We start from the raw sequence: 24,461 nt of genomic DNA on the forward strand, positions 1-24,461 counted from the left end.
AGGCTTCACCGCGCTGGACGCTGGTGCACACGGCTTGAAAATCTTCCCTGCTGAAATGTGCCCACCGCCAGTTGTCAAAGCATGGCTGGCTGTGTTCCCGAAAGGCACCAAGATCATTCCAGTTGGCGGCGTTGGCGTACACAACATTGCTGACTTTATGGCAGTTGGTGCAGCAGGCGCAGGCATTGGTTCTTCCCTCTTCAAACCGGGCGACAAGCCGGAAGAAGTACAAGAACGCGCCGCCGCTCTGGTCAAAAACGCAAAGGCTTAAGGCCCTTTCCACCCGAAAGGCTTTAAAAACGAGAAAGCGGGGCCCTTGCCCCGCTTTTTTGCAATCAAAATGTAGAGCTGACTATTGCAGGCGTACCCTACGCTGCCGCAACGTTTCCGATAGATTTGCGATAGGAAAGCTGCATGATCTCTAAAATAATCTCTGCTCAAGCCTCTCCACGAACATAGGCTGTGACCGCATCGCCTCTTTCATCAGCAAACTTCCAAAGGTGCGTTCTGCCGGGTCAGCCAGTGTAAAAGGGTGCGGTTTGTTTCTTCCGGCAACTCCTGTGGTATCCAATGGCCGCAATCAAGGCTCACCACCTCCACATTAGGCACTAGGTCAACCAGCTGCTCCGATGGCGGGATCAAATCCTTTTCCCCGTAGATCATTAGGGATGGATGACGAATGATAGGGTCGTAATCTGCCAGTATGTGCCAGTTGCGATCCAGATTCCGGTACCAGTTTATACTCGGGGTAAAGCCAGTGTGTGCAAAAGCTGCCGTTAATGTGGCCAAGTCCTCTTCGCTCATAATTGGATCTCCAAGGGCTCGCTCGGCTGTGGCCAAATTAATCATCATGTTGCCAGCTGCTGGCGGTGTGGCGGGCACGTTCTTACGAAACAGATTACGCAAGAATTGGCCCGCGTTTGCATCCAGAACCGCGTCAGCCACACCCACCATGCGGTTAAAGTGCACCATGTAGTGTTGCGCGCCGAAGATGGCTTCCAGAAACTCAACCCAAGGCACCTCAGTCCGAGCCTGATAGGGCAGGGCCAAATTTATGATCTTGGAAATACGCTGCGGATGCATCACTGCCATGCTCCATACAACATTGGCCCCCCAGTCATGACCAACGAAGGTCGCGCTCTCATAGCCAAAGAAATCGAGCAGGCCAACCAGATCACCCGTCAGGCATTCAATGTCGTAAGCCTCCACCTCATCAGGGCAGGAGGAGTGGCCATAGCCGCGTTGGTTTACCGCAATAACGTGATACCCGGCTACTGCAAGTGCAGGGATTTGCGCACTCCAACAGTGAGCGCTCTGCGGCCAGCCGTGGCATAGCACAATCGGATTGCCTAAATTCTCCCGTCCGGCCTCAAAGACCTCCAGAGTAACGTCACCAAGTTGAATATAGCTGGCTGTAGGGAAGGGATGGGTGAGGGGCATAGTATTTCATCCTTGCTGTTAGTTTCACCCTCTGCCTATGATGGAAAGGTGCCAAAAAGTGGCACTATTATTGTTTAGGTTTACCCCATGACAGCCCGAGACCGACAAGACGCCGTCATCCGCTCACTGCGCCGCAATGGTTTTACCACCATTGACGCACTGGCGTGTGATGTAGGCAGTTCCCGTCGCACTATCCTGCGGGACATTGCAGCACTGCGTGATCAGGGCTTTGTTATTGAGAGTGAGGCAGGGCGTGGTGGCGGCATTTCGCTAGACCCCAGTTCAGTGCAGACAACAGCACGGCTCACGGTGAAAGAAGTCTTTGCCCTGCTTATAAGCGTTGCCAGTATGCGTGCAGCAGGACAGCTTCCCTTCGCAGGCCTTGCCGATGCGGGACTGGCAAAAATCGAACAGTCTCTGCCGCCCGATAAAATGCGTGATCTAAGGCGCATGCTTGGCTGTCTTTATGTTGGCCCGCTTGCGCCGCAGGTGGATACCTCCAACATGGGTAACATGGATCCGAGCCTACTTCCCACCTTCGAAGTTGCCTTCCTGAACAAACACCTGCTCAGCTTTGACTACTGCGATGCCAAGGGCGTGCAAAGTCACCGAACCGTAGAGCCCCAAGCCATGCTCGTGCTGCCACCCCTTTGGTATCTGGTCGCATGGGACCCAACCCGCGCAGCGTTCCGTCACTTTCGTATGGACCGCATAAGCTCTCCCGAATGTCTGGGGCAAACGAGGTTCCGCAAGCGCACTGTGACGTTTGAGGACGGGGTGCGCCGTGTGGGATAAATCGGATGGCGTATAGCTATTCGCCTTGCCTGCAAGGTTTGCAATCAGTGCCTCTGTTTTCCGCTAAGCCACAACTTTGCGCACCATAGCGGAAAGCGACTGGGAGAGGCATCCACCCCATCAGTACCCTCTATACTCCCAGCAAGGACTTCAAGATATCTATCTCTTGCCGCCATTTCATCTGCAGGTGAGGGGACTGACGCTTTTCTTTGCGTTTCAGATCCGTTTCCAGCAGGTCTTCCAACTCGATCAAGCGTTCAAGGCCTTGATCGTCGCTTAGCTGCTCAGCAACTGGTGTGGTTTCATCTGGCTTTCGAACCTCAGTGTGTTTAGCGCGCTCAACCGGAGCGAATTTAGGCTGGCTCGCCTCGATGAGGTCATAGGCAGCTTGAGCGTTGGTCACTTCAACCAAGCCCTGTTTGGTCACCGTGAAAAATCGGCTGCAAGTTTCTTCAATGAAGTGACGGTCGTGTGAAACCAGAATAAAGCCGCCATTGAACTGGCGCAGTTGCCGCGCCAACTCTGCGCGACCATAGATGTCTAAGTGGTTAGTGGGCTCATCAAGCAGCATTAAGTGGCTAGACCCCTGTGAAAGACTGAGCAGTAACAGGCGGGAGCGTTCACCGCCGGATAGGCAAGAGACTTTCTGCACCATCTGATTATATTGAAAACCGGCGGTAATCAGAGCTCGTTCGCAGTGTGTCTGGGTTAGGTGAACGCCGAGTATCTCACCTGTTGCGATCATCGCATCGGTCAGGTTCATATGGTCCGGTAGCATGTTCAGCGACTGGTCATAAAACGCCAAACGGCAGCGCGGATGGAAGACTACAGGCCCGAACTCTTCCTTGCGCCGCGCCCAACAACATTTCAGAAGGCTTGACTTGCCAAGCCCATTTGCACCTAACAGTGCAATCCGATCTCCGGGAGCAATAATTGCTTCATTAATCTCGTAGAGCGTAACATCTTCTACAGCAACTGGCGATACTCGTAGGTCTTTGATAACCAGCAGTCGATCCGCCTCTAACGTTTCGCTGGAGATAGACAAATTCCATGGGTAAGCCTCCACAGCCTTTGTCTGGGTATCGCGCATACGGTCCACCTGCTTTTCCATGGACTTGGCTTTACGCGACAGATCTTCATTGTCATAGACGCGCCCCCAAACAGCAATACGCTTGGCGCTAGCCTCCACGCGTCGGATTTCCTTTTCCTCTGCCGCCCTTCGGGCTCTCTTCGCCTCTTCAAGGTTTTCGTAGGCGGCCAGTGCAGACGTGCAAGCCAGGTCAAATGAATGAATTTGCCGGTCCCGCAAGACCCATGTTTTGTTGGTGATGCGATCCAGCATGGCTGCGTCGTGAGAGACAACTAAAAAAGTGCCCTCCCAATTAGCCAGAAACTCTTCCAACCAGAGAAGGGTAGGCAAGTCGAGATGATTGCTCGGTTCGTCAAGCAGCAGCAGGTTCGGCTCGTTCATCAAGGCGCGAGCCAGCATTAGCCGCGTTATTTGTCCGCCGCTCAAGTCTTCGCAACGGATTGAAGCTTGGTTTTGATCGAAGCCCGTGTCGGCCAGCATCACCTCCACTTTCCAATCCATCCACCCGCGTTTGTCTTCGGGGAGTGCATCAAGTACCGCTTCGTGTAGGCTCAGCCTCAAAAGTCGTTCGGGTAATGTCTGTTCTACGCAGGATACGTTGGCCACGCGAGCCGCGGCAATCGTGCCCTCATTCGGCTTGATCGTACCAGCTAGAATCCCAAGAAAAGTCGACTTGCCACAACCGTTGTGGCCTATGAACCCTATGCGGTCACCAGTGTTCAAGCCAAGCGAGACGTTCTCAAACAGGGTCTTGTTCGGTGCATTTAGCGCAATCCCGTTGCAAGTAATCAGCGGGATCTTGGCTTTGCTTTTATCGGTGGCCATTGGGTGCTCGTCGAAGTTTAAGGTGCTTGTCGTTACGAAAGTGTAGACTAGAATTTGTTCGCCTTTTTAGCGAGCGTATTTTTATAGAATTCGTCGAACCCGAATTTGATGCCCCATGGCGGGGCGCTTATAGCTGCCCTAAGGATGAAAACTATCCAATTAAGTAAGTCATAGTGATGGTGCCGAGGTCGAAAAGAAAGCCTCCCTCCGCCTATAGTTCCGGCCAATGAAGCGGCCAAAATGGAGGAGAATCAATAAGCCTAGATTCATTTAAGATGCTGTACTATAATAGATTATTGAACCTTATAATTCGGCTACTAAAGTGGCCAAAAAGCGGGCATTATGACGATTAGAGATGACGGCGAAACGATAGGCCTATTCGAGCCCTTGATGGTGAGTGAGGGCGCAAAACAGAGGCCTGCGCTCAATGATCTTGCGCTGGAATTGGCCGAGAAGTCTGCGGCATTTAGAAGTTCGCTACCACCTTCTATTGCGGATTCGCTGTCTGCGCTCATCAGATCGATGAACTGTTACTATAGCAATCTTATTGAAGGGCATAACACCCATCCGGTCGATATTGAAAAAGCGCTTGCTGGCGATTACAGCAGCGATCCTGAGAAGCGCGACCTACAGCTTGAGGCAAAGGCGCATATAGCGGTTCAGGAGTGGATTGATAACGGCGGACTAAGCGGCGCCCCTACATCACCTGAAATGATCTTGGAGATGCACCGCCGTTTTTGCGAAAACCTGCCTGAGGACTTGCTTCGAGTAGCCAATGATGATCGCAGCGAAATCATGATACTGGAAGCAGGTAAGTTCAGAGAAAGAGATGTAGCCGTTGGCAAGCACGTAGCCATTAGCGCAGGCGCTATTCCACGTTTTATGGAGCGGATGCATAAGGTTTACGGAAATAAAGGCCGCATTGAGCCAATATTAGCGGCTGCATGTGCGCACCATCGTCTCCTTTGGGTCCACCCATTTTTGGATGGGAATGGCCGTGTAGCGCGTTTGATGTCCTATGCGATGCTCCGCCAAACACTAGATACGCGGGGACTTTGGTCAATTGCACGAGGCTTGGCTCGCAATGAAGCAAAATATAAGCGCCACCTTGCGTCTTGCGATCGACCTCGCCAGAGCGACCGAGACGGGCGCGGAACGCTGAGCGAAGCTGCGCTCGCTGACTTTGTAGCGTTTTTCCTGCAGACGTGTATTGACCAAGTTGAATTCATGGAAGGCTTGATGAAGCCGGAAAAATTAAGAGAGCGCATTCTGCTCTGGGCTCGTGAAGAGGTTCAACTAAAAGCATTGCCGCCAAAGTCAGATGCTCTTTTACGCGCCATTTTGTTTCAAGGCGAAGTTGCCCGAGCAGAAGTTCCAGATATTCTTGGCCTTAGCGATCGTGCCGCTCGTCGCGTAACTTCTAGCTTGATTGAGGCGGGCGCAATAAAGAGCCAAAGTACCCGCTCGCCGCTAAACCTTGCATTTCCTGCAAAGTTAGCTGGTCGGTGGATGCCAGGGTTGTTCCCAGATTCAGACTGAGGTCAACGTTGGCACTGATGGAGCGGATGCCTATAGCAGCCGCTTTCTGCGATAGGGGCAGGGGCGAAAGGCAGTTTGCTGGCTTGATTGAACCAAAGTTATCACGACAACGTCTCGTACTTAGTTGTGTGGTCACTTATACGTATCGCCTTCTGCGCTGCGACACATTTAGTATTCAACCAGATAGTTAGCCCCCTCGAATAAGAAGAGCGCCCCTTGCGAATTCTCCTCGTTGAAGATGATCTGGAAATTATGGAAGTGATCTATGAGTACCTTGAGTTGCTTGGATTTACGATAGATCACGCCTTTAGCGGGCCAGAGGGCCTGGAGCTAGCGCTTACTGGTGAGTTCGATCTCATAATTCTTGATGTAATGTTGCCGCGCCTTAATGGATTTGAGGTCTGCAAAAAAATTCGTGAAGCGCATATCAGTACACCGATACTTATGCTAACGGCCCGCGATACATCGCAGGATATGGTGACGGGTCTGGAGATTGGCGCGGATGACTATCTGGTCAAACCATTTGATTTGAAGGTTCTTGTTGCTCGTATAAGAGCGCTTAACAGAAGGGTAGGGGCCAATTCGTTTGCGTCAAAACTATCGTTCTCGGATGTCGAGGTCGACCTTCAAACACGATCCATAAGCGTTTCCGGTGAACTGCTGCACCTCTCTCCGGTCGGCTACACTCTTTTGAAAGTCTTGCTAGAGGAGGCGCCCAACGTCGTTTCCCGGGATACGCTCTCGCACCATATCTGGGGTGAGGATCCGCCAGATGGGGACGCTTTGCGAAAACACATCCACAAGCTGCGCAGTGTACTTTCAAAATATAATTCAGCTGTGAAAGTCCAGACACTAATCAAAGTCGGGTATCGGCTAACGCTATGACAAGAAAGCACTCAAACAGAACCTTAAAGCGTCAGCTCATTTACCTTTTTGGAGGCCTGCTCACAGCTATCCTAACGCTGAACCTGTTTGTTTTTGTTGTGACATTTTATATTGTAGAGGATCGCGTTAGCGAGCAGAGGCTGCGGCATGTTCTAGATATAACAGCGGTAAATTATATCGCGGGCTTTGAGGGCTCAATTGCGGTCGATGCGCTCGTTACTGTTTATGACGATTACAAATTGCTGCCAAAAGTGATTCAACAGAAGGTGGAGCCTGGCTGGACAGGCACGCTGGAGGAGGGTGTACAAGGGTCCCATAAGTATCTCATGCTTGCCAGAAAATTCAGCTCGGAAAGAGGGCCGTTACTGCTCTATATCGTTGAAGACCAGAGGCTGACTGCAAGCACTGGCACTATGAAAGGCGCTGTTGCTTACCCTGCAATTATTTACTCGGTCTTGTTTTTGTCGTTGGGGCTTGTGTGCACTGTATTGTTGGCAAATCGCATTTCGGCGCCGTTCAATAAACTGACCGAAACGCTTTCAACTGAACCTGCCGGCTCCTACGAGGAGATTTCCGTCACAAGCCAGTCTCTTGAACAAACCAAGCTAATGGACGCCCTCAATAAATACAGAGGCAGAGTTGTTGAAGCGATCCAGCGAGAGAAAGCGTTCAGCCGCTACCTAAGCCACGAGCTTCGAACTCCTCTAACGGCGCTATCTGGCATCGCTGATCTGCTACAGATATCGAATTCCCCGCAGAATATCGAAAAACAGAGAAAGCGGCTGATAAAGGTTCATGGAAAAATCAACGATATCAGCGACACGCTTCTCAAACTTGTTCGCCATGACCTAAACAGCTCTTCTACACTCATTGATGAGGCTTTTATTGAAGAGGCTCTCTCTGACTTTAGACACTTGGGTGCGAATGATAAGCTGTCGCTCTTCACGGATTTGCCCCATCCAGTACCCGTCAATGCGCCGCCAACCGTGCTCAGAATACTAATGGGCAATATGATAAGGAACGCGTTGGAACACACGGAGGCTGGAACAATTACGGTTCAAGTAACCTCAGAAAGTTTATCCATCATCGATACGGGAAACGGTCCGGAAGAACCGAAGCACTCAAGTGAGGGCTATGGTCTTGGCCTACTGATGGTACACGATATCTGCCAACAATTTGGATGGAGTTTTTCCCTCGAAAGTAGAGAAGACGTGAGAGGTTGCGTTGCAAAGGTTACATTTTGAAGTGCGGTCTAGCATTGGGGACATTTTGAAGACATAGCATCAGCTACCAATAGTCGAAACTTCAATGTGACGGCTACAATGACTGATATTTTAACTTCACACATATTCCGCTTCGCGTTTTTTCTCGTTCAACTGAGCCTTGTTCCGGCTGCTATGGCTCAAGGGAGCCATACCTTCGTTGGCAGCCTACAGAGCGCCCATGTTCAAACTGTCGTATCCAAGGTTTCAGGGACGATTGAAACAGTCGGGTACCGGATAGGCGAACGAATTCGCGCCGACCATCCGTTGATCACGATTGGTAGTGAAGAATACCAGCTCACACTCAAAGCAGAGCAAGCAAACGCGGAGTTTGCGCTTGCTGACTTGAATTACAAGAAAGCGAAACTTGAAAGAGTAAAGCAGCTAGAAGCGAGCGCCACTTTCACCCGCGACCAGCGGCAAAATGTGGAAGCAGACTACCTGATGGCTGAGGCGACCTATTCAAAAGCGCTGATAGCTTGTGAGCAAGCCAAACTAGACTACGAGAATACAATAATCACCGCTGCGACCTCCTACTGGGTTGCCGAGAGAACAGTTGAGATCGGTGATTGGGTGGAAAAAGGCTCCAAACTCTTGAGTTTGGAACGCCTCGACGAACTTAAAGCGGTGATTTTCTTGAGTGAACATCATCTCGCGGGCCTTGAGGTTGGGCAGAACGTGTCTCTCTCCTTTGAGGCATCAGCGCCGCCGCAGTTGGCAACAATCAGTACTATAGGGCTTAAGCCAACCTCTGGACGCCGCGCCTACCTTGTTGAAATCAAAGTAGATAATAGAAATCTTCAGCTTCGGCCGGGCTTTACGGTTGACGTAACAATTCCAAAAGAAATTGGAGCTGGGTCATGAGCGCTTTCTTACGCTTCTTTATCGATCGCCCTTTCTTCGCATCGGTAACCCTTTGCATGGTCTGTCTTATTGGTATTGCATCGCTCTACACAATTACTGTGCAGGATCTTCCTGCAGCACAATTGGGCGAAATATCCATCACCACGAGCTATCCTGGTTCGTCGGCCGATGAAGTTGAACTTCGAATAACAAACCCAATTGAGACAGAAGTGAAGTCTGTAGAGGGTTTGGCGAGCTATAGCTCTTCATCGTTCGATGGTGAAAGCCAGCTTCTGTTGACACTTCGTGATGGGGAAGACTTCAACAAAGTATTGCAGGATGTAAAAGAGGCCGTAGACCGCGCCAAGGACCTTCCTCAAGATCTCGACAACAAGCCGCTGGTCGAATTGGAAAATTCGGCCAAATTTGAATTCTTTACCTTCGGAATTTATGGGGATCTCGGATTTCCCGAGCTGAGAGAAGTCGCTCGCCAGTTGGAGAAAGAAATTCGCTCTATTTCCGGCGTGGGAAAGATAGAACGTATATCCTTGCCGAACAGAGCGTTTACGATCGCTTTGAAGCCGGAAGCATTAGCTGCCTATGGGCTAAAAGCTAGCGATGTCAGACAGGCCGTTTTAGACCGGAACTTTTCTGGAAACGGCGGTGAAGTATGGTCAGGAAAAACCGAAACCAACACGCTCATCCTTTCCGAGATTAAGAACAGCAACGAATTGAGTGAAACTGTCGTAACCGTGCTTGAAACCGGAACTCTGGTACGGATCAGCGATGTTGCCGTGGTGGAAAATGGCTTTGATGTTCCGAAAGACGGTTTTTCGATCAATGGTCAGAGAGGCATAGGATTCACTCTCTACAAAACAGAAAAAGGGGACATCCTCAAAACCATAGAAAGAGTTAAGAGTGTAGTTGAAGAAAAGCTCAAGGAAAGTCATCAGAATATATACGCTGCATATTCACTTGACCTGTCAGAAAGTGTTGCTAAACGCTTCGATATTTTGAGCAAGAATGCTCTTGTTGGCATCATCCTAGTTCTAGCCGTTCTGTTTATTGCTCTTCAGCGTAAGCTGGCGTTCTGGGTTACGTCATCCTTGCCATTTTGTATTTTCGGAACCATTTCCCTTTTGATGGCTTTCGGTTTCTCGCTTGATAGCATCAGTATGTCGGCGATATTGCTCGTAATAGGTATCGTAATTGACGATGCTATTGTGGTTGCCGAAAGTATCGATCAGCAATTTCGGGGGGGATTATCCGCCAGAGAAGCCGCAGTTGAAGGCTACCGTCAAGTTTTCAAGCCAATCATCGCAAGCGTGCTTACAACGCTTATTGTCTTTATCCCTATTTTGTTTGTTGGAGGATCTTTAGGCTCTGCATTTATGGTTTTGCCACTAGCCATAATAATGGCATTGGTGCTCTCAATCGTGGATGCAACCTTTTTGCTTCCGGCGCATTTGGCTAAAGCTCTTGGCAAAACAAAATCTAGTTCTGAAAGAACGAGCTACTTCGACCATTGCAAAGTTGCCTATGTGCGTTTCATGGGTGCCGTCGTGAAGCTGCGCTATTTCATTGTCTCGGGCTTTTTTGCGGTGTCAGTTGGGGTAGTGTTCGTCGCAGTCTCGGAGCTGGAGATCGACTTTTTCCCTTCAACAGATGCTCAAATGATAGAGTTGGAAGTGCAGATGGAAGAAGGGACGTCCTTAAAAAGGGTTCAGGAGGTTAGTGAAGAAGTCGCTGCACTTCTGGAATACCCATCCGAGGTTGACCGCTTTCACCTAGCAGAGGCAACGCCGACGTTTTCTGGGCTAATAGTTTTAACGGAAGAGGCTGCCACGAAAGGGCGGGCGAAATCAATTTCGCAGGACATCGAACGAAAAATCACAACAATAAAAGGCGTCACCGATGTGAGCGCGCGCCCTGACAGCGGGGGGCCACCAGCTGGAGAACCATTGGCATTTCGAGTCTTTGGCGCTGATGATACAAACCGGCTGCTTGTTGCAAAAAAGCTAAGGGATTGGCTTTTGGACCAGCCAGGTGCATCGGATGTTCGTATCTCTGAAGAAACCACGAGCTCAAAGATTCTGCTGGTCCCGAAATATGATCGGATTGCTAAGCTTGGCATTTCGGTGAGTGACATCATGACCAATCTGGAAATCGCGCTCAAAGGGCAGGCCATTGCCTCTAGTTGGGTCGGTGAGGAGCTGGTGGATATCACTTTGTGGTACTCACAAGCCGATAGAAATGAGCAAAGTCTCCCTAACATTGATGTATTTACCCACGATGGAGAGGCTATACCTCTGCGTGATCTTGTATCTTTCGAAAGGGTGGAAACGCCGACAGAAATCCTCCACTGGAATGGTGAACGCAGTGCTGAGGTGACAGGAAAGCTGGATAAATCTATCGGCAATACAAATCAAATTTCAACGCAAGCTCTGAGTTTTGTGCAAGGTCTAGAAGGTGTTCAATCTGGCATTCAGGTCGAGATAGCTGGCGAAGCTGAAATGACCAACGAGGCACTCTTGGGATTGGCGATGGCGTCTGGCATAGCATTGATTGGGGTATGGCTTATTATCTCGCTGCTTTTCGGCTCACTGGTGCAACCACTTCTCGCCCTGTCTGTCATTCCAGTTGCAACGGCGTCCGCTCTTCTTGCTCTTCTGCTTCACTCGATGGCGCTTTCGTTCTTCGGCGCTATCGGGATCCTCGGGCTGTGCGGCGTTGTACTCAACAATGCACTGGTAATGATCAACTGCTGTAACAACGTTATTGAGAAGCGGTCTGTCGCTTCGATACTGGAAGCTGCATCCACACGGCTGAGACCAATTTTGCTCACGTCCTTAACGACAATTACCGGCCTGCTTCCGCTCGCATATGGCCTTGGCGGTAAGGACATTTTCATGGGACCGATGGCGCTGTGCCTTGGATATGGTGTTCTGTTTACCGTGCCGTTTATCCTGGTTGGACTTCCGTGTTTGGTGCTGATCGGAGATGATCTCAAAGCAGGTACGTCGTGGCTTGGACTGGCTGAGGATTAGTGGAGAGCCTTTGCCTTACTGGCGCTGGCGGGTCCTGAGCTTCTTTCAGGCATATTAGCCGCTGCAGCTAACGCCCAGATCTTCCAAGAGCTGATTAGCCGCTCGTCGCTCACTTGATAATGACGAGCGGCCTCTTGTTTAAACGCCACCGTATAGTTGGGTGTTCCCAGTCCTTTCGTCGTGTCCTCCTGTCAAAAGTTTAACAGAAGGCTCTCTACTTTTCTGAGGCCAGCCCATCAGCAGACAGACGGGGTTATCGACTTCCCGCGTGAGGTGGAAGCGTTCGATCTAGCGCGTTTTGATGGGGACAGTGCAACAACCTAGAAATATAAAAATTAAACAGTGTGACCAACTTCTAGGCACGGGCCAGATAGGGGAACCGAGTGATCCTCGTAAATCTGCGTATCTAAAAGCTGGCACAGGCTTTGCTGTGCAATAGGCACGAGTAGAAGCGGTCAGGCCTATCAGGGCCGGGACATTGCTCAAAGCGGGTGGAAACACCGGCTGCGAACCGCAATGGAGACTGCACGGATTTTGCATCCTGCCCATGGGGCCGAGTTGGCTTTCTTTTTTAGGGTTAGGGTCTGCCCCGTCTGCCACGGCAAAGCTGTCTCCTCATTGCTTTTGAAGGTTATTTGTAGGAGGCACCTATGAACTTTAAGCGTTTTACCAATTCTATTCTTGGCGCGGTGGCTGCCACACTGACTGCATCCAGCGTCTTGGCTGCTGACAAAGTGGTTTATCAGCTGGACTGGCTTCCAGGTGGTGACAAGGCTCCCATTTATGTGTGCATTCAGCAAGGCTTCTGTGCCGAAGCAGGCCTTGATGTGACCATTTCCCAAGGCCGTGGCTCTTCTGACGCGATTACCAAAATCGCTACAGGCGCTTCTGATATTGGCTCTGCCGGTATTGGTGCGCTAATGGCCGCGAAAGTGAGTGAGGACGTGCCGGTAAAAGCGGTTATGTCTCTGTTCAATAAGGGACCGCACGCATTTTACACCCTGAAAGGCAACGGCATTGAGGTTTTGGGCGATGTGAAGGGCAAAAAAATCGCCACATCTCCATTTACTGCCTCCAACGTTTATCTGCCGCTTGTTCTTGCTGACAATGGCATGAGCGAAGCGGATATCGAGCTAACCAAAGCGGATCCGGGCGCTCTTGGGCCGATGCTGATGACGGGCAATACGGACGCCATTATTGCGTGGCTGACCGATGTGACCCGCTACACTGACCAAGCAAAGGAAGCAGGTAAGGAGATTGCGTATCTGCCTTGGTCCGATGCTGGCTTGATGCTGTATTCCTCTTCGATCGTCGCCTCCGAGAAGTTCCTGAGCGAGCGCCCGGATGTGGCCAAGCGCTTTGTGACGGCCTTCAAGAAGTCCGTCGAGTTTGCAGCGGCAAACACTGCCAAAGCAGCACAAGACGTGGCGACTATGGTGCCCGAGTTGGATGCGGCAGGCGTGGAAGGGTCTTTGAAGGATGCGCTGGTGCTTGTGTTTAACGATGTGACCGAAAAGGACGGTCTGGGTGTCTTCGAGAGCGAGCGTTTGGCGGCTACTTGGTCCCGCGTTTCACAGGCGCAAGGCTTGGATCCGGAAGCACTGGACCCTGAAATGCTTGTCGATCGCAGCGTCCTTGCGAGCGCTGAATAAGCATGGGTGTGACTGAAACCCCCGCTATGCGCTTCAGCGGTCTTGGTCAGGTCTTTCAGACCCGATCAGGCCCGCTGGAGGCTCTTCGTGGCGTCGAGTTCGACGTTGCGCGTCATGAATTTGTCGCGGTTCTGGGGCCATCGGGCTGCGGTAAATCTACACTTTTGCGGATGATCGCAGGCCTTATCAAACCGACTTCCGGCGTGGTGGAAGTGTTCGGCTTGCCAGTTGACGGGCCGCGGGATGATGTGGGCATTGTCTTTCAAAAGCCAACGCTGCTGCCGTGGGCGAATATTGAAGACAATGTGGTGTTTCCGGCCAAACACAAGACCGGCATGGTTTCCCAAAAGGATCGGGAAACTGCACGGCGGATTATCAAGACGGTGGGGCTGGAAGGGTTCGAAGCGCGTATGCCTTCGGAGCTGTCTGGCGGAATGCAGCAGCGTGTGGGTATTGCCCGCGCCCTGTTCATGAACCCGGATATTCTGCTGATGGACGAGCCGTTTTCTGCTCTTGATGCGCTGACCCGTGAAGTTATGGGATTTGAGCTGCTGCGCATATGGGAAAGCCAGCCGAAGACGGTGCTTTTCATCACCCATTCCATTTCCGAGGCGGTGCTACTGGCTGATCGTGTGGTCGTTATGAGCGAGCGCCCTGGCCATATCATCGAGGACATCAAGGTTCCGCTCTCCCGACCACGGGATATGAGCGCGGACAACGCAAAGGTGCTGCATGACTTCACAGGACATCTCCGCAACCTCCTCCTCAAACGCGCCGCTTAGCGCTCCGACTAATCCAGTGGCGTTGTTGCGCAAACTGGCCAATGTGCCGGGCGTGCTGGCGGCGGTAACTTTCGCTCTGGTGCTGGTGGTCTGGGAAACCTCCACCCATGTGTTCGCCATACCCAGCTTTGTGCTGCCTGCGCCAACGCGCATTCTGGCTGGCTTTGATGCTGTGACCACTGGGCGCTGGCTGGAGCATGTGTGGGCTACGCTGCGCATTGCTCTATTTGGCTACTTCCTCTCCATTGCGTTTGCAGTGCCTATTGCGGTGGCGCTGGCGCGATCGCCAATGCTTTCCAAGGCGCTCTATCCGATTTTGGTGGTGATCCAGTCCACACCGGTGGTTGCCATTGCGCCAATTGTGATTGTGGTGCTTGGCGCGGGGGACGCGCCGCGTATTGTGATTACGTGTTTGATCACCTTCTTTCCCATCGTCGTCTCTACGACGACCGGGTTGATGGCAACGCCGCCTGAGCTGATCGAGCTATCCAGATCGCTAAAGGCCACCGCATTCCGCGAGATTTCGCAGATCCGTTTGCCATTTGCGGTGCCCTATATTTTCTCCGCGCTGAAAATCTCAATCACCCTTGCCGTTATCGGCGCGGTGGTGGCCGAGTTTGTGGCGGCGGAAAAGGGCATTGGATACTTCATTCAATTTTCAACCTCCCTTTTCAAGATCCAGCAGGCGTGGTCTGGGCTTGTGGTGCTGGTGGTTCTCTCTCTTGTGCTCTTCCAGATGGTGTCGTTCGTGCAGCGCCTCTTCTTCCCGTGGAGCCTTTCCAAGGATGGACGATGACTGATTTTCTTATTAAGGGTGCAATTGGCTCTTTGACCGGCCTAAAGGGCGAGGCTGCCCGTGGCGCTAGTGATATTCGGGTCCGCGCTGGCAAGATTGCTGCAATGGGTGAGAACCTGACGCCGGAGGCGGGAGAGCAGGTGATTGATGCAAGCGGCTGTGTCATCACCCCGGGTATGGTCAACACGCACCATCATCTGTTCCAAAGCGTTATGAAGTCTGTGCCTAGTGGTATGAACGAGCCGCTGAATACGTGGCTGCGCCTTGTGCCTTACACTTACTGGAACAAGCTGACCGAGGAAAACCTGCGGGTTTCAGCGACCATCGGCATGGCCGAGCTGGCGCTATCCGGCGCTACAACGGTAGCGGACCACCACTATTTTTACTGGGACGGCTATGACTTCGATGTACCGCAAATTCTGTTCGAGATCGCTGAGCAGTTTGGCATGCGTTACGTGCTATGCAGAGGCGGACATACCAAGACAAGGCGCTTTGACGACGAGACCATTCGTCCGTTGCCAACTGAAACGCTGGACGGGATGATCTTGTCCGTTGAGGACACCAAGAACCGCTTCCATCAGGTCGAAGATGATGCCATGCGGCGGGTAGTGTTTGCTCCGACAGCGCCGACCTTTTCTGTCTTCGAACACGAACTGAAAGAGGTGGCTGCCGCTGCCCGCTCTATGGGAATACGCCTGCACTCTCACCTTTCCGAGAATATGGGCTATGTGGACTACACCATGGAGCACTATGGCAAGCGGCCCGTGGAATGGTTGGCTGAGCACGATTGGCTAGGGCCTAATGTCTGGTTTGCCCATCTGGTAGAAATTGACGAACGTGAGGTCTCCATACTGGCGGAAACTGGAACCGGTATGGCGCACTGCCCGCAGGCCAATGCTCGTCTTGGGTCCGGCATTGCTCCGGCAGATGCGCTGGACCGCTTGGGGGGTACTGTTTCGCTAGCCGTTGATGGGGCGGGGGCGAACGAGGCGGCCGATATGGTGAGCGCTCTTTACAGCGCATTTTGTGTTCACCGTGCTTCCAAGGGTGTGAAAAGCGTCGCAGCGGAGGATATTTTGCGTTGGGCAACGGCAGGCGGTGCAAAGGTGCTCGGCCTGCCGACCATAGGCACGCTGGAAGTGGGCAAGAGTGCAGATATTGCGCTCTTCGATATTTCCGCACCGCGCCATATGGGCCAGCATGATCCGCTGATTAGTCCGATCGTCTCCGGCGGTGATGCTTTGATCCGTCATAGCTTTGTGAACGGCAAGCACGTGGTGCGGGATTACGCAGTGCCGGGATTGGATCTTGGCGACTTGGGTGAAAAGGCGCGCTCTGTTGTGGCTGATCTGCAAAAGGGCGCCGCTTAAAATGTGTAAGAGTAAAGCTGTCTTTACCGAGGAGATGGACAAGACCTTGCTGCGCCGTGCGTTCGCGGTAGCCGAGGCGGCGAAGACGGGCGGTGATCACCCTTTCGGCTGCATTCTTGTTGGGCCTGACGGGAAGGTTCTGATGGAGCAGGGCAACGCCTATTCCGCTGAGGGCAAGGATATGACCGCCCACGCCGAGCGGGTCCTTGCCAGCAGAGCCTCTAAACAGTGGTCGCCCGAGTTTCTGGAGGGCTGCACCATGTACACATCCGCCGAGCCTTGCGCCATGTGTGCAGGGGCGGTGTATTGGGCAGGCATTGGCCGCGTGGTGTACGGACAGAGCGAAAAGTCCTTGAAAGAGCAAACCGGAAACCATGCGCAAAACCCAACACTGGACCTGCCGTGCCGAACCGTTTTTGCGGCAGGGCAGCGGGATATCAAGGTGATTGGGCCACTTCTGGAGCAGGAAGCGGCTGCATTGCAGGAAGCGTTTTGGGATGAGCATTAATCCCGAGTTTGGTCGGCTTTGCCGAACCAACGGAGTAGAAGCTGGCAGCGCACTTGGGTGTGTGGGTCATTGCTCCTCATTTCAAACGGCAAGCACACACAGTGTCTTGCCAAAGCGATATGGAGTAAATGATGACACAATATGGTCTGGATGAACTGAACAAGGAAAGCACCATTGGCGGCATGGGCGAGACGGTGGAGCGCAGCATTCCGCAGATTGATATGAGTGACTTCGATCAGCGTAAGGGCGAAATCACCAAGGCCCTGTGGGAGGCCTCTACACAGATTGGTTTCTTCCAGCTGGTGAACCACGGTATCCCGGGTGATTTGATTGACCGAGCCTTCGAGATGTCGGCAAAGTTCTTTGCGCTTTCTGAAGATGTGAAGGCACAGTACCCGCTTATCGGCGGTACCAATGCGGGGTGGGAGTATAAGGCTCAGGTGCGCCCTTCCACTGGAACAGCGGACCAAAAAGAGAGCTATCAGGTGACGCTGCCACGCATGGCACAGCTTTGGCCGACAGGTGAAGAGCTGGAAGGCTTCAAGGCAACCATGCTGGAGTTCGAGCGCTGCAACTGGGCACTGGGCATGAAGGTTCTGTCTTGCTTTGGCGATATGTTGCGCTTTGCGCCGGACTTCTTTACCGGTGCTCACGATCCTATGTCCGAGCACTACCAGAGTACTCTCCGTCTGCTTCACTACCTTGAAATGAAGGATGCCAAGCCGGAGGATTTCCAGCAGTGGCGAGCAGGAGCCCATTCCGACTTTGACTGTCTGACGCTGCTTCACCAACGCGCAGGGCAAGGTGGCCTACAGGTTTGTCCGGGTAAGGACGAAACCGTGGCGTGGACCGATGTGGAGCCGAAGGACGGCGTTGTGACTTGCAACATCGGCGACATGCTCATGCGGTGGAGTGACGACAAGCTGAAATCCACCTTGCACCGCGTTCGCATGCCAAAGCCGGAGGAGTATCTGGGCTCGCGCTATTCCATCGCTTTCTTCTGTCAGGCAAACAAGGATGCAATAATCCAAGGACCGGAGAATATCTACGAGCCGATTACGGCCCATGATTACCTCCAGCAGCGCATCGCAGCGAACTTTGCAAAGTAAGGTCCGGACCTGCTTAGATCGTTGAACGAGTGAAGCTTTTGGGGCGCGGTAGTCGCTAGGTTTGCCTCTGCGCCCCAACAATGGGACTTGAAGTTTGCAACAATGCCGGTGGAGGAACTACTTCATAATTAAGTTAGTGTTTAGTTGACTATTGTCAATGATAATTCTCGAAAAAATACACCTAATAGTTGTGTTTACTGAGAGAGGACTACCCTTATGATCGACCTTCCAAAAGTACAAAAAACAACAACCAAGGGATTATTCAAAAAGGAGCGCATAAAAAGCGGGCTTTTGGGTTTATTGGTTGGACTCGCGTTTACGACGGCCCTCTCTCTAGAGGTCCCAATGGCTCAAGCGGCCAGCAACGCAACTTCATTTCAAGTAGAGCATGGCGCTATGCTTTTATCCCCGCCTGAGATAAGCGGCGATACGATCGCGTATCATTACTCCCATCGATCACATTATTCTCATTCTTCTCATAGATCTCACTATTCACATTACTCTAGTCGCTGGTGAGCCAAAGCAATGCAACAAATCAATGATCCGAATTGGGTTCTCGGCAACGTCGAGGGCCTATCGGTAACAATGGACGAACTTGGCCAGTGTGTAACTATAGTAATTCACGATGAAATATTTGATATCGCAACAGTATTCAAGACGGCGTATTGGTTCAGTGATAACTATTACATTTTTATGAAGCCTCACAAATTTGGGCTGGAGGTCGAACTAAGGTTGAAAGACCCCGGCTTAAAAAAAACGGATCCGACTATTGTGGCTGGAGAATTCATGAATGCGTTGCTTGATCAGCGCGTACGACAAATTGTTCATGCTGAGACAGGCGAGATACGTGCCAGGCTCGTACAGAAGGCATTTTTTGAAGGGCGCAAGCGTACCATAGTTCAATCATAACTAACTAGGTTGGCCCCAAATCATGCTCAAATACTCTCGAGAAATCGACAATCGCCTTTTCCCCAAGAAGGCAGTTACAGAAGCGACCAGCAAGTATCGCAAGTATTGCCGCGTATCCGCTGAAAGACTTGATGATATGAAGGCAATAATAAAAATAGAAATTGATCCGAAATACGAGAAATATAGCAGAGATATAATTCTCGGATATTTCAATTACATTGTCGATATTTCAAGTCAAATTCATATGGAAAACGAGTAATATTATTATGTTCATGCCACGCAGTTCATTTGAAAAAGAGAACAACACTTATCAGTTCTTGCCCTTTCGTTTCGAACGCTGGGGTGATAATAGATTTTTCTTGTCCAACGAGGTTGGAGAATTTACGTTTTTGGGGGTTAAGGCCTTTAGAGATTTTATCAACCAAGAGCTCTGCACTAGTTCAGTAGAGTTCAAGAACTTGAGCGCCAAACACTTTCTATTTCAGGATAGTTCCACTGTTCACCTTGATCTTCTAGCCTCAAAGTATCGTACTAAACGCGCATTCTTGGACGGCTTCACCAAATTGCATATTTTCGTTACAACCTTGCGTTGTAATCAATCCTGCCCCTACTGCCAGGTTTCTCGAAAAGACGAACAAGCAGCTATCAATCACTTCGACATGAGCGTGCACACGTTGCGAAAGAGTATCGAACTAATGCTGAGTTCGCCGGCACCCCATGTCACTATGGAATTTCAGGGTGGAGAACCACTACTAAACTTCGAATTGATTAGGCAAGGCGTCGAAATAGCCAAGGAACTAAATCAGAGTATAGGCAAAGAGATAGATTTCGTTATATGCACTAATTTAGTTACTCTTACAGATGAGCACCTAGACTTCTGTGAGAAGGAAGGCGTTTTACTATCAACATCTCTTGATGGTCCCGAGGCTCTTCATAATCGTAACCGCCCTTTTCAAGGCGGAGGTGGAAGCTACGATGCAGTTGTTCGGGGCATTCGTAGAGCGCAAGAGGCACTGGGTAAGCATTCAGTTTCTGCACTAATGACAACAACTCGTCATAGTTTAGAACATGCAGACGCCATTGTTGACGAATACCTCAAATTAGATATGGGATCGATATTTATTCGTGAGTTAAACCCTTATGGCTTTGCCATAAAGACAGCAAATAGTATCGGTTATTCCTCTAGTGAATTCGTTCAATTCTATAAAAAGGTATTTGAGCGCATTATCGAGGTAAACCGCCAAGGAAGAACATTTTCTGAAGCCTTTGCGTCACTGATTTTAACGAAAGTACTAACACCCTGGCCAATAGGTTTTGTTGACCTGCAATCCCCGGCAGGGGCTGGATTGGGAGTTGTTGTATATAATTACGACGGAGATGTTTACACCTCCGACGAAGGCAGGATGCTCGCCGAAGCTCAGGATACTATGTTCAGAATGGGCAACGTACACGAAGACGACTATGACCAGATTTTCTTCGGAGAAAAAATGCAAGAGATTGCTGCGGCTTCATGCAATGAGGCCCTTGCCGGCTGCTCAGACTGCGCATTCCAAAACTATTGCGGCGCTGACCCAGTTAGAAACCATCGTACGCAACATGATATGTTTGGGCACAGGGCAAAGAAGGGCACATTCTGCGATAGAAACAAACCGATTATTCGATATCTCATTGAAACTTTAGATGCCGCAGACGCGGACTTACAGAGCATTCTCTGGGCATGGATCCGAAGGGAAGATGTAAACGATATGCAAGTAGGGAAAATAAAATGATCGATCCACTGCCTTTGCGCCTTAAAGCAAATAGATCGACGTTAAAAAATAGAACTATTGCGAAAATTACTAGGATACATCAACAAAAAGAACGTCGATCTGACTATTTTTACATTACAAACAATCCGAATGAGAAAGATATTGATAATTACTCGGCAGTGATATCATACGATTATAACGATAAAATAGAGGCCGATCAGAATATCGTATTCTTCGATGCAGACGTTATTCAACAAATAACAGACGGGACAATAGTTGCTATTAATCCTGATGGACGTATGCATTTATTGTTTCGCCCAGAATCTCCGCATAACACACTCTTCACTACAAACTCTTGCAATAACAATTGCTTAATGTGTTCCCAGCCACCTCACGACGATAATATTGAGGAGATGGCTAAAGAACAGATGAAAATACTGGACCTCATAGATAATCCCCCAGAGTTGCTTGGGTTAACAGGTGGTGAGCCTACTTTGTTAGATGGCTGGCTCATTGATATTTTGAGTAGGATCAATGATCAACTACCCTCAAGCCAGATCCATATGCTTACAAATGGAAGGAGATACGCTGATTCAGAATATTGCACAAAAATCGCAAAAATAGGTAATCCGAATTTCTTATCTCTTATCCCTTTGTTTGCGGATAATTCCGTCGACCATGACTACGTTGTTCAGTCTAACGGGGCCTTCGACGAAACCATAAGAGGGATTTACAATGCTGCTGCGATGGGCTTACGAATAGAAGTTCGAGTTGTTCTTCACAAGCAAACTATCCCACGCCTGCCGGAATTAATGGAATTCATCTACCGAAACTTACCTTTTGTGGAACATGTAGCGCTGATGGGCTTGGAAAACATGGGCTACGTTAAAAAAAACTGGGAGACACTCTGGATAGACCCCATAGACTATCACGAACCCTTGACAGAGGCCGTAAAACACCTCTTTTACCGAGGGATTCCGGTTTCAATTTATAACCTGCAGATGTGTGTCGTTCCCGAGCAGCTTAGAAGCTTTATGAGAAATAGCATCTCGGATTACAAAAATATTTATCTAACGGAATGCTCACAATGTACCCTGCGCTCATTGTGTGGAGGCCTATTTGCTTCATCTGAAAAATTACATAGCAGAGGCATTAAGGCTCAGAAAAACCATTCGGTTCGTGAATTTACAACGTAGCAACTGATATGTGAATGAGATCGCTAGGCGTTGACAGGGCACCTTTAGTATCGATGCCTTTCCCCGATCATTTCTGCAATGATGGGCAGAGTGGGACGTTGTTGCAAAAAATAGTATCCCATGGAACGTTCGGATCGAAGACACCGGTGCTGTTGCAAACTTTGCTCTCGAATGGGAGGATCGTGTTTTTCGGGACAAGCTGGCTCCATGATGAACGCATTCAAAAGTCGCCATTTCAGCGGTGAAGTCGTGTTGTGGGCAGTGCGTCGGTATTGCCGGTATGGGATCAGCTGTCGGGACCTCGAACAAATGATGGCTGAGAGCGGCGTTCGAGTTGATCACGCTACGAACTACAAGTGGGTTCAGTCTTATGCTCCGGAAATGAAGCGCCGATAGCGCCGGCACTGACGCCGCCCAGTCACAAATAGCTGGCGTGTATTGACCCAGTGAATTCCAGCTCATTCTACAATGAGGAAAATGTTAGCGATGAGTGAGACATTGGAAGACGATATCAAGCGTTGGGCAGCGAAGCGCAAATCGGCACTTGTTATTGAGATCCTGTAGGGCAAGACGACGGTAGCTGAGGCTAGCTGTTCTTACGACATGCCCCCTTCAGAGATTGAGAGTTGGGTTGAGGATGCGCGCAAAGCCTTGGGAGGCCTGAAAGACTGGGAAAAGCCTCGCGTCATCAACACTGACAAAGCACCTACTTATGGCATAGCCATTCGCCAACTCAAAGCTGAAGGCAAGTGTCCTAAGACCACTCAGCATCACCGCGTCAAGTACCTCAACAATGTCGTTGAAGCCGATCATGGCAAGTTGAAGCAGTTGATCAGGCCGGTACGGGGCTTCAAAACCATGAAGACCGCTTATGCAACAATCAAGGGGTTCGAAGTCATGCGGGCGTTGCGCAAGGGCCAATCCAACATCTTCAACCTATCCAAAGACATTACAGGTGAGGCGCGCATTGTTGAGCGGGCGTTCGGTGTTGGCCCCTGCGCCATGTCAGAGGCTATGGCTTTGGTCAAAACCCGTCTTGATGGAGCAATGGCGTGAACCACGTCGCAGCTTATGGCCTGAAGCCGTCCATATTCACGGTTTGCAACAAAGCCAGACAGACTACAGCTCACGGTATTCTGAGTATTCGCGCTGGATCACCATCGAGCTTCCTATTGAGATGCTTTGTGCTGGAACAAACTAGCGTTTCAATACGGCAAGACTAGGCAAGACTAGCCAAGAGTGGGCAGGACTGCGCCGGCGTCAAATTGGCATCGAAAACGCTCATTTTTCCATGGTTTATATGACCATTAGTCAGCTTTGCAGGATGGAGTAAGTGGGCATAAAGCGCACTTACTAAGGCTTATTCACGCTATGCGTTCAACACCAGACATAGTTACCCGTTAGGGAAATAGAAAATCTGTTATTTGGGGACCATTCATGCTTTGGGCAGGTGGACTATCTCTTATCCCTTATTTATTAATTCAGTATAGCGAGGTCTGGCCATGACCTCCCCCTTAGAAAGGGTAAAGGCCATGGAGTGGGGAGCCATTTCCTCCTTATAGAGGCACTATCTCAGTCTCTCCCAGATATAGATAAGCCCATGCGCCATAAGATTTCCAAAAATGTTGTAAAGTAAATTATCTAGCATAAATCACCTCTAAATCAGGTTGTCACAATCCTGATGGTAAGGGCGATTAAGAGCAGTCAAGTGTAAGATTATCGGTCTTTTTGGCCATCGGCTTAGAAGGCCGGTGCTCTAACAGGGCATCTGTAAGTTTGGCACGGTTGGTGTAAACCAATTTCCAAAAATACGTTAAAATACGTAAGAATCACTTTACACAGCACTCATATCTCCTATGATCACAAGGGTACATGATATTTTATTTATTACGGAGTTGAGTACAGATGACAAAATACGTTCCCGGCAGCTTTCTGAATGTCTATGAAACAAATGAAGGCGGAAAAATCTGGGCCTTTCTAAACACGCCTGAAAACATCGTACGCATGGAAACTGCCACCTATCTAGTACGCCCTGCTGGAGAGGCTTTAGCCCCAGCTCTGCTCAAAGAATTTGGCGATGCAGTAGCTCATGATGATGTGAAGAGAATGATCGGCCACATGATCAGACAAATCATGGAAGTGCAGGGATACGCGCTCGATAAGACGGGAGTAAATATTACACGCGATCCGTGTCTATTCAAACGAGCAACCCGGTATAAGCTAAGTGTCGAAGTGGAAGTGGAAGCGCTAGACGCTTTGTAGAAGGCGCTCCCCTGCTAAGGGAGTAGGGGGCTGCTCAGGTAGAGGGCAAGATAGTAGGGCTGTCCGTAAGAGGTTCGGTATGCGTGGAGGGCTATGGTTCACTTAAATCGCTGCTCAAAACTGTCCGAATAGGCGGTACGCTGAAATTCTCAGGACGGGTGCGCTAATCGTACACTGTTTCTTTCCTGCAGAAACCAAAGGGTTTTTGCCGGTCTTGGGGTGCTCACGTACTATCCTACCCTCTACCGTAATCGACCCCTAGTAAGGCTGTGCGGCTAAAAGAAATACCGATAAAAAACTAATAGCAACGATCATCAGTTTTAGAAGTAGGAAGTATTTAAAACTTATATTTTTGCACATAATGTATATGACAGCGGATAATATACATGAAGATAGAAATATA

19 protein-coding genes and 1 pseudogene are annotated in these 24,461 nt (G+C 50.2%); 18 read left to right on the top strand and 2 right to left on the bottom strand.

From position 1 onward, the window contains the following. Positions 1 to 271: beta/alpha barrel domain-containing protein (locus tag E1162_RS00695; RefSeq protein ID WP_503328166.1), on the top strand; the 271-nt coding region annotated here is incomplete at its 5' end. Between the two features lie 212 nt (positions 272 to 483). Here the strand turns inward: E1162_RS00695 and E1162_RS00700 are convergent. Then, positions 484 to 1,440, bottom strand: a complete 957-nt coding sequence (locus E1162_RS00700) for an alpha/beta fold hydrolase (RefSeq protein WP_155125599.1) — start codon at positions 1,438 to 1,440, stop codon at positions 484 to 486. A gap of 87 nt (positions 1,441 to 1,527) precedes the next feature. Here E1162_RS00700 and E1162_RS00705 point away from each other — a divergent pair, with 87 nt between their 5' ends. After that, positions 1,528 to 2,235 (top strand): helix-turn-helix transcriptional regulator, encoded by a 708-nt coding sequence (locus E1162_RS00705; RefSeq protein WP_155125601.1) that lies wholly within the window; start codon positions 1,528 to 1,530, stop codon positions 2,233 to 2,235. A gap of 130 nt (positions 2,236 to 2,365) precedes the next feature. On the opposite strand, the gene E1162_RS00710 is transcribed toward E1162_RS00705, so the two are convergent. Further along, a complete protein-coding gene (locus E1162_RS00710) occupies positions 2,366 to 4,150 on the bottom strand; it encodes an ABC-F family ATP-binding cassette domain-containing protein (RefSeq protein ID WP_155125603.1) in 1,785 nt (594 codons plus the stop codon). 342 nt (positions 4,151 to 4,492) lie between these two features. On the opposite strand from E1162_RS00710, the gene E1162_RS00715 reads away from it, so the two are divergent. From E1162_RS00715 to E1162_RS00790, 16 genes and pseudogenes are all read left to right on the top strand, one after another. Next, complete coding sequence (locus E1162_RS00715; RefSeq protein WP_155125605.1) at positions 4,493 to 5,689, top strand: Fic family protein; 1,197 nt, start codon at positions 4,493 to 4,495, stop codon at positions 5,687 to 5,689. 216 nt (positions 5,690 to 5,905) lie between these two features. Continuing rightward, the gene (locus E1162_RS00720; protein ID WP_155125607.1) at positions 5,906 to 6,574 is read left to right on the top strand and encodes a response regulator transcription factor; all 669 of its coding nucleotides are present in this window, start codon (positions 5,906 to 5,908) and stop codon (positions 6,572 to 6,574) included. After that, entirely contained in the window at positions 6,571 to 7,818 is a 1,248-nt protein-coding gene (locus E1162_RS00725) for a sensor histidine kinase (protein ID WP_155125609.1), read from the top strand. The genes E1162_RS00720 and E1162_RS00725 overlap by 4 nt, the downstream gene beginning before the upstream one ends. Positions 7,819 to 7,896: 78 nt before the next feature. Further along, complete coding sequence (locus tag E1162_RS00730) at positions 7,897 to 8,700, top strand: efflux RND transporter periplasmic adaptor subunit (RefSeq protein ID WP_155125611.1); 804 nt, start codon at positions 7,897 to 7,899, stop codon at positions 8,698 to 8,700. Next, positions 8,697 to 11,726: an efflux RND transporter permease subunit gene (locus E1162_RS00735; protein ID WP_155125613.1), complete on the top strand. Its 3,030-nt coding sequence runs from the start codon at positions 8,697 to 8,699 to the stop codon at positions 11,724 to 11,726. Before E1162_RS00730 ends, E1162_RS00735 begins: the two co-directional genes overlap by 4 nt. A 650-nt stretch (positions 11,727 to 12,376) precedes the next feature. Further along, complete coding sequence (locus E1162_RS00740) at positions 12,377 to 13,378, top strand: ABC transporter substrate-binding protein (RefSeq protein WP_155125615.1); 1,002 nt, start codon at positions 12,377 to 12,379, stop codon at positions 13,376 to 13,378. Positions 13,379 to 13,380: 2 nt separating this feature from the next. Next, the gene (locus E1162_RS00745) at positions 13,381 to 14,160 is read left to right on the top strand and encodes an ABC transporter ATP-binding protein (RefSeq protein ID WP_155125617.1); all 780 of its coding nucleotides are present in this window, start codon (positions 13,381 to 13,383) and stop codon (positions 14,158 to 14,160) included. Beyond that, positions 14,111 to 14,956: an ABC transporter permease gene (locus tag E1162_RS00750; protein WP_155125619.1), complete on the top strand. Its 846-nt coding sequence runs from the start codon at positions 14,111 to 14,113 to the stop codon at positions 14,954 to 14,956. Before E1162_RS00745 ends, E1162_RS00750 begins: the two co-directional genes overlap by 50 nt. Then, a complete protein-coding gene (locus E1162_RS00755) occupies positions 14,953 to 16,326 on the top strand; it encodes an amidohydrolase family protein (protein ID WP_155125621.1) in 1,374 nt (457 codons plus the stop codon). Before E1162_RS00750 ends, E1162_RS00755 begins: the two co-directional genes overlap by 4 nt. Position 16,327: 1 nt before the next feature. Beyond that, positions 16,328 to 16,834: a nucleoside deaminase gene (locus E1162_RS00760; protein ID WP_155125623.1), complete on the top strand. Its 507-nt coding sequence runs from the start codon at positions 16,328 to 16,330 to the stop codon at positions 16,832 to 16,834. 131 nt (positions 16,835 to 16,965) lie between these two features. Then, complete coding sequence (locus E1162_RS00765) at positions 16,966 to 17,943, top strand: isopenicillin N synthase family dioxygenase (protein WP_257098542.1); 978 nt, start codon at positions 16,966 to 16,968, stop codon at positions 17,941 to 17,943. 525 nt (positions 17,944 to 18,468) lie between these two features. After that, a complete protein-coding gene (gene hxsD / locus E1162_RS00770) occupies positions 18,469 to 18,852 on the top strand; it encodes a His-Xaa-Ser system protein HxsD (protein WP_155125627.1) in 384 nt (127 codons plus the stop codon). A gap of 266 nt (positions 18,853 to 19,118) precedes the next feature. Continuing rightward, positions 19,119 to 20,621, top strand: a complete 1,503-nt coding sequence (hxsB, locus tag E1162_RS00775; protein ID WP_155125629.1) for a His-Xaa-Ser system radical SAM maturase HxsB — start codon at positions 19,119 to 19,121, stop codon at positions 20,619 to 20,621. Then, complete coding sequence (hxsC, locus tag E1162_RS00780; RefSeq protein WP_257098543.1) at positions 20,618 to 21,796, top strand: His-Xaa-Ser system radical SAM maturase HxsC; 1,179 nt, start codon at positions 20,618 to 20,620, stop codon at positions 21,794 to 21,796. The genes hxsB and hxsC overlap by 4 nt, the downstream gene beginning before the upstream one ends. A 210-nt stretch (positions 21,797 to 22,006) precedes the next feature. Further along, positions 22,007 to 22,852: pseudogene (locus E1162_RS00785) on the top strand (IS6 family transposase). Positions 22,853 to 23,701: 849 nt separating this feature from the next. After that, positions 23,702 to 24,058: a hypothetical protein gene (locus E1162_RS00790; protein WP_155125633.1), complete on the top strand. Its 357-nt coding sequence runs from the start codon at positions 23,702 to 23,704 to the stop codon at positions 24,056 to 24,058. The last annotated feature ends 403 nt before the right edge of the window (positions 24,059 to 24,461 follow it).

This window comes from Pseudovibrio flavus, assembly GCF_009711345.1.
Lineage (GTDB): Bacteria > Pseudomonadota > Alphaproteobacteria > Rhizobiales > Stappiaceae > Pseudovibrio > Pseudovibrio flavus.

Coding starts and splice junctions, on each gene's coding strand:
- E1162_RS00700 (WP_155125599.1), bottom strand. CDS start 1,440: ATGCCCCTCACCCATCCCTTCCCTACAGCCAGCTATATTCAACTTGGT.
- E1162_RS00705 (WP_155125601.1), top strand. CDS start 1,528: ATGACAGCCCGAGACCGACAAGACGCCGTCATCCGCTCACTGCGCCGC.
- E1162_RS00710 (WP_155125603.1), bottom strand. CDS start 4,150: ATGGCCACCGATAAAAGCAAAGCCAAGATCCCGCTGATTACTTGCAAC.
- E1162_RS00715 (WP_155125605.1), top strand. CDS start 4,493: ATGACGATTAGAGATGACGGCGAAACGATAGGCCTATTCGAGCCCTTG.
- E1162_RS00725 (WP_155125609.1), top strand. CDS start 6,571: ATGACAAGAAAGCACTCAAACAGAACCTTAAAGCGTCAGCTCATTTAC.
- E1162_RS00730 (WP_155125611.1), top strand. CDS start 7,897: ATGACTGATATTTTAACTTCACACATATTCCGCTTCGCGTTTTTTCTC.
- E1162_RS00735 (WP_155125613.1), top strand. CDS start 8,697: ATGAGCGCTTTCTTACGCTTCTTTATCGATCGCCCTTTCTTCGCATCG.
- E1162_RS00740 (WP_155125615.1), top strand. CDS start 12,377: ATGAACTTTAAGCGTTTTACCAATTCTATTCTTGGCGCGGTGGCTGCC.
- E1162_RS00745 (WP_155125617.1), top strand. CDS start 13,381: ATGGGTGTGACTGAAACCCCCGCTATGCGCTTCAGCGGTCTTGGTCAG.
- E1162_RS00750 (WP_155125619.1), top strand. CDS start 14,111: ATGACTTCACAGGACATCTCCGCAACCTCCTCCTCAAACGCGCCGCTT.
- E1162_RS00755 (WP_155125621.1), top strand. CDS start 14,953: ATGACTGATTTTCTTATTAAGGGTGCAATTGGCTCTTTGACCGGCCTA.
- E1162_RS00760 (WP_155125623.1), top strand. CDS start 16,328: ATGTGTAAGAGTAAAGCTGTCTTTACCGAGGAGATGGACAAGACCTTG.
- E1162_RS00765 (WP_257098542.1), top strand. CDS start 16,966: ATGACACAATATGGTCTGGATGAACTGAACAAGGAAAGCACCATTGGC.
- hxsD (WP_155125627.1), top strand. CDS start 18,469: ATGCAACAAATCAATGATCCGAATTGGGTTCTCGGCAACGTCGAGGGC.
- hxsB (WP_155125629.1), top strand. CDS start 19,119: ATGTTCATGCCACGCAGTTCATTTGAAAAAGAGAACAACACTTATCAG.
- hxsC (WP_257098543.1), top strand. CDS start 20,618: ATGATCGATCCACTGCCTTTGCGCCTTAAAGCAAATAGATCGACGTTA.
- E1162_RS00790 (WP_155125633.1), top strand. CDS start 23,702: ATGACAAAATACGTTCCCGGCAGCTTTCTGAATGTCTATGAAACAAAT.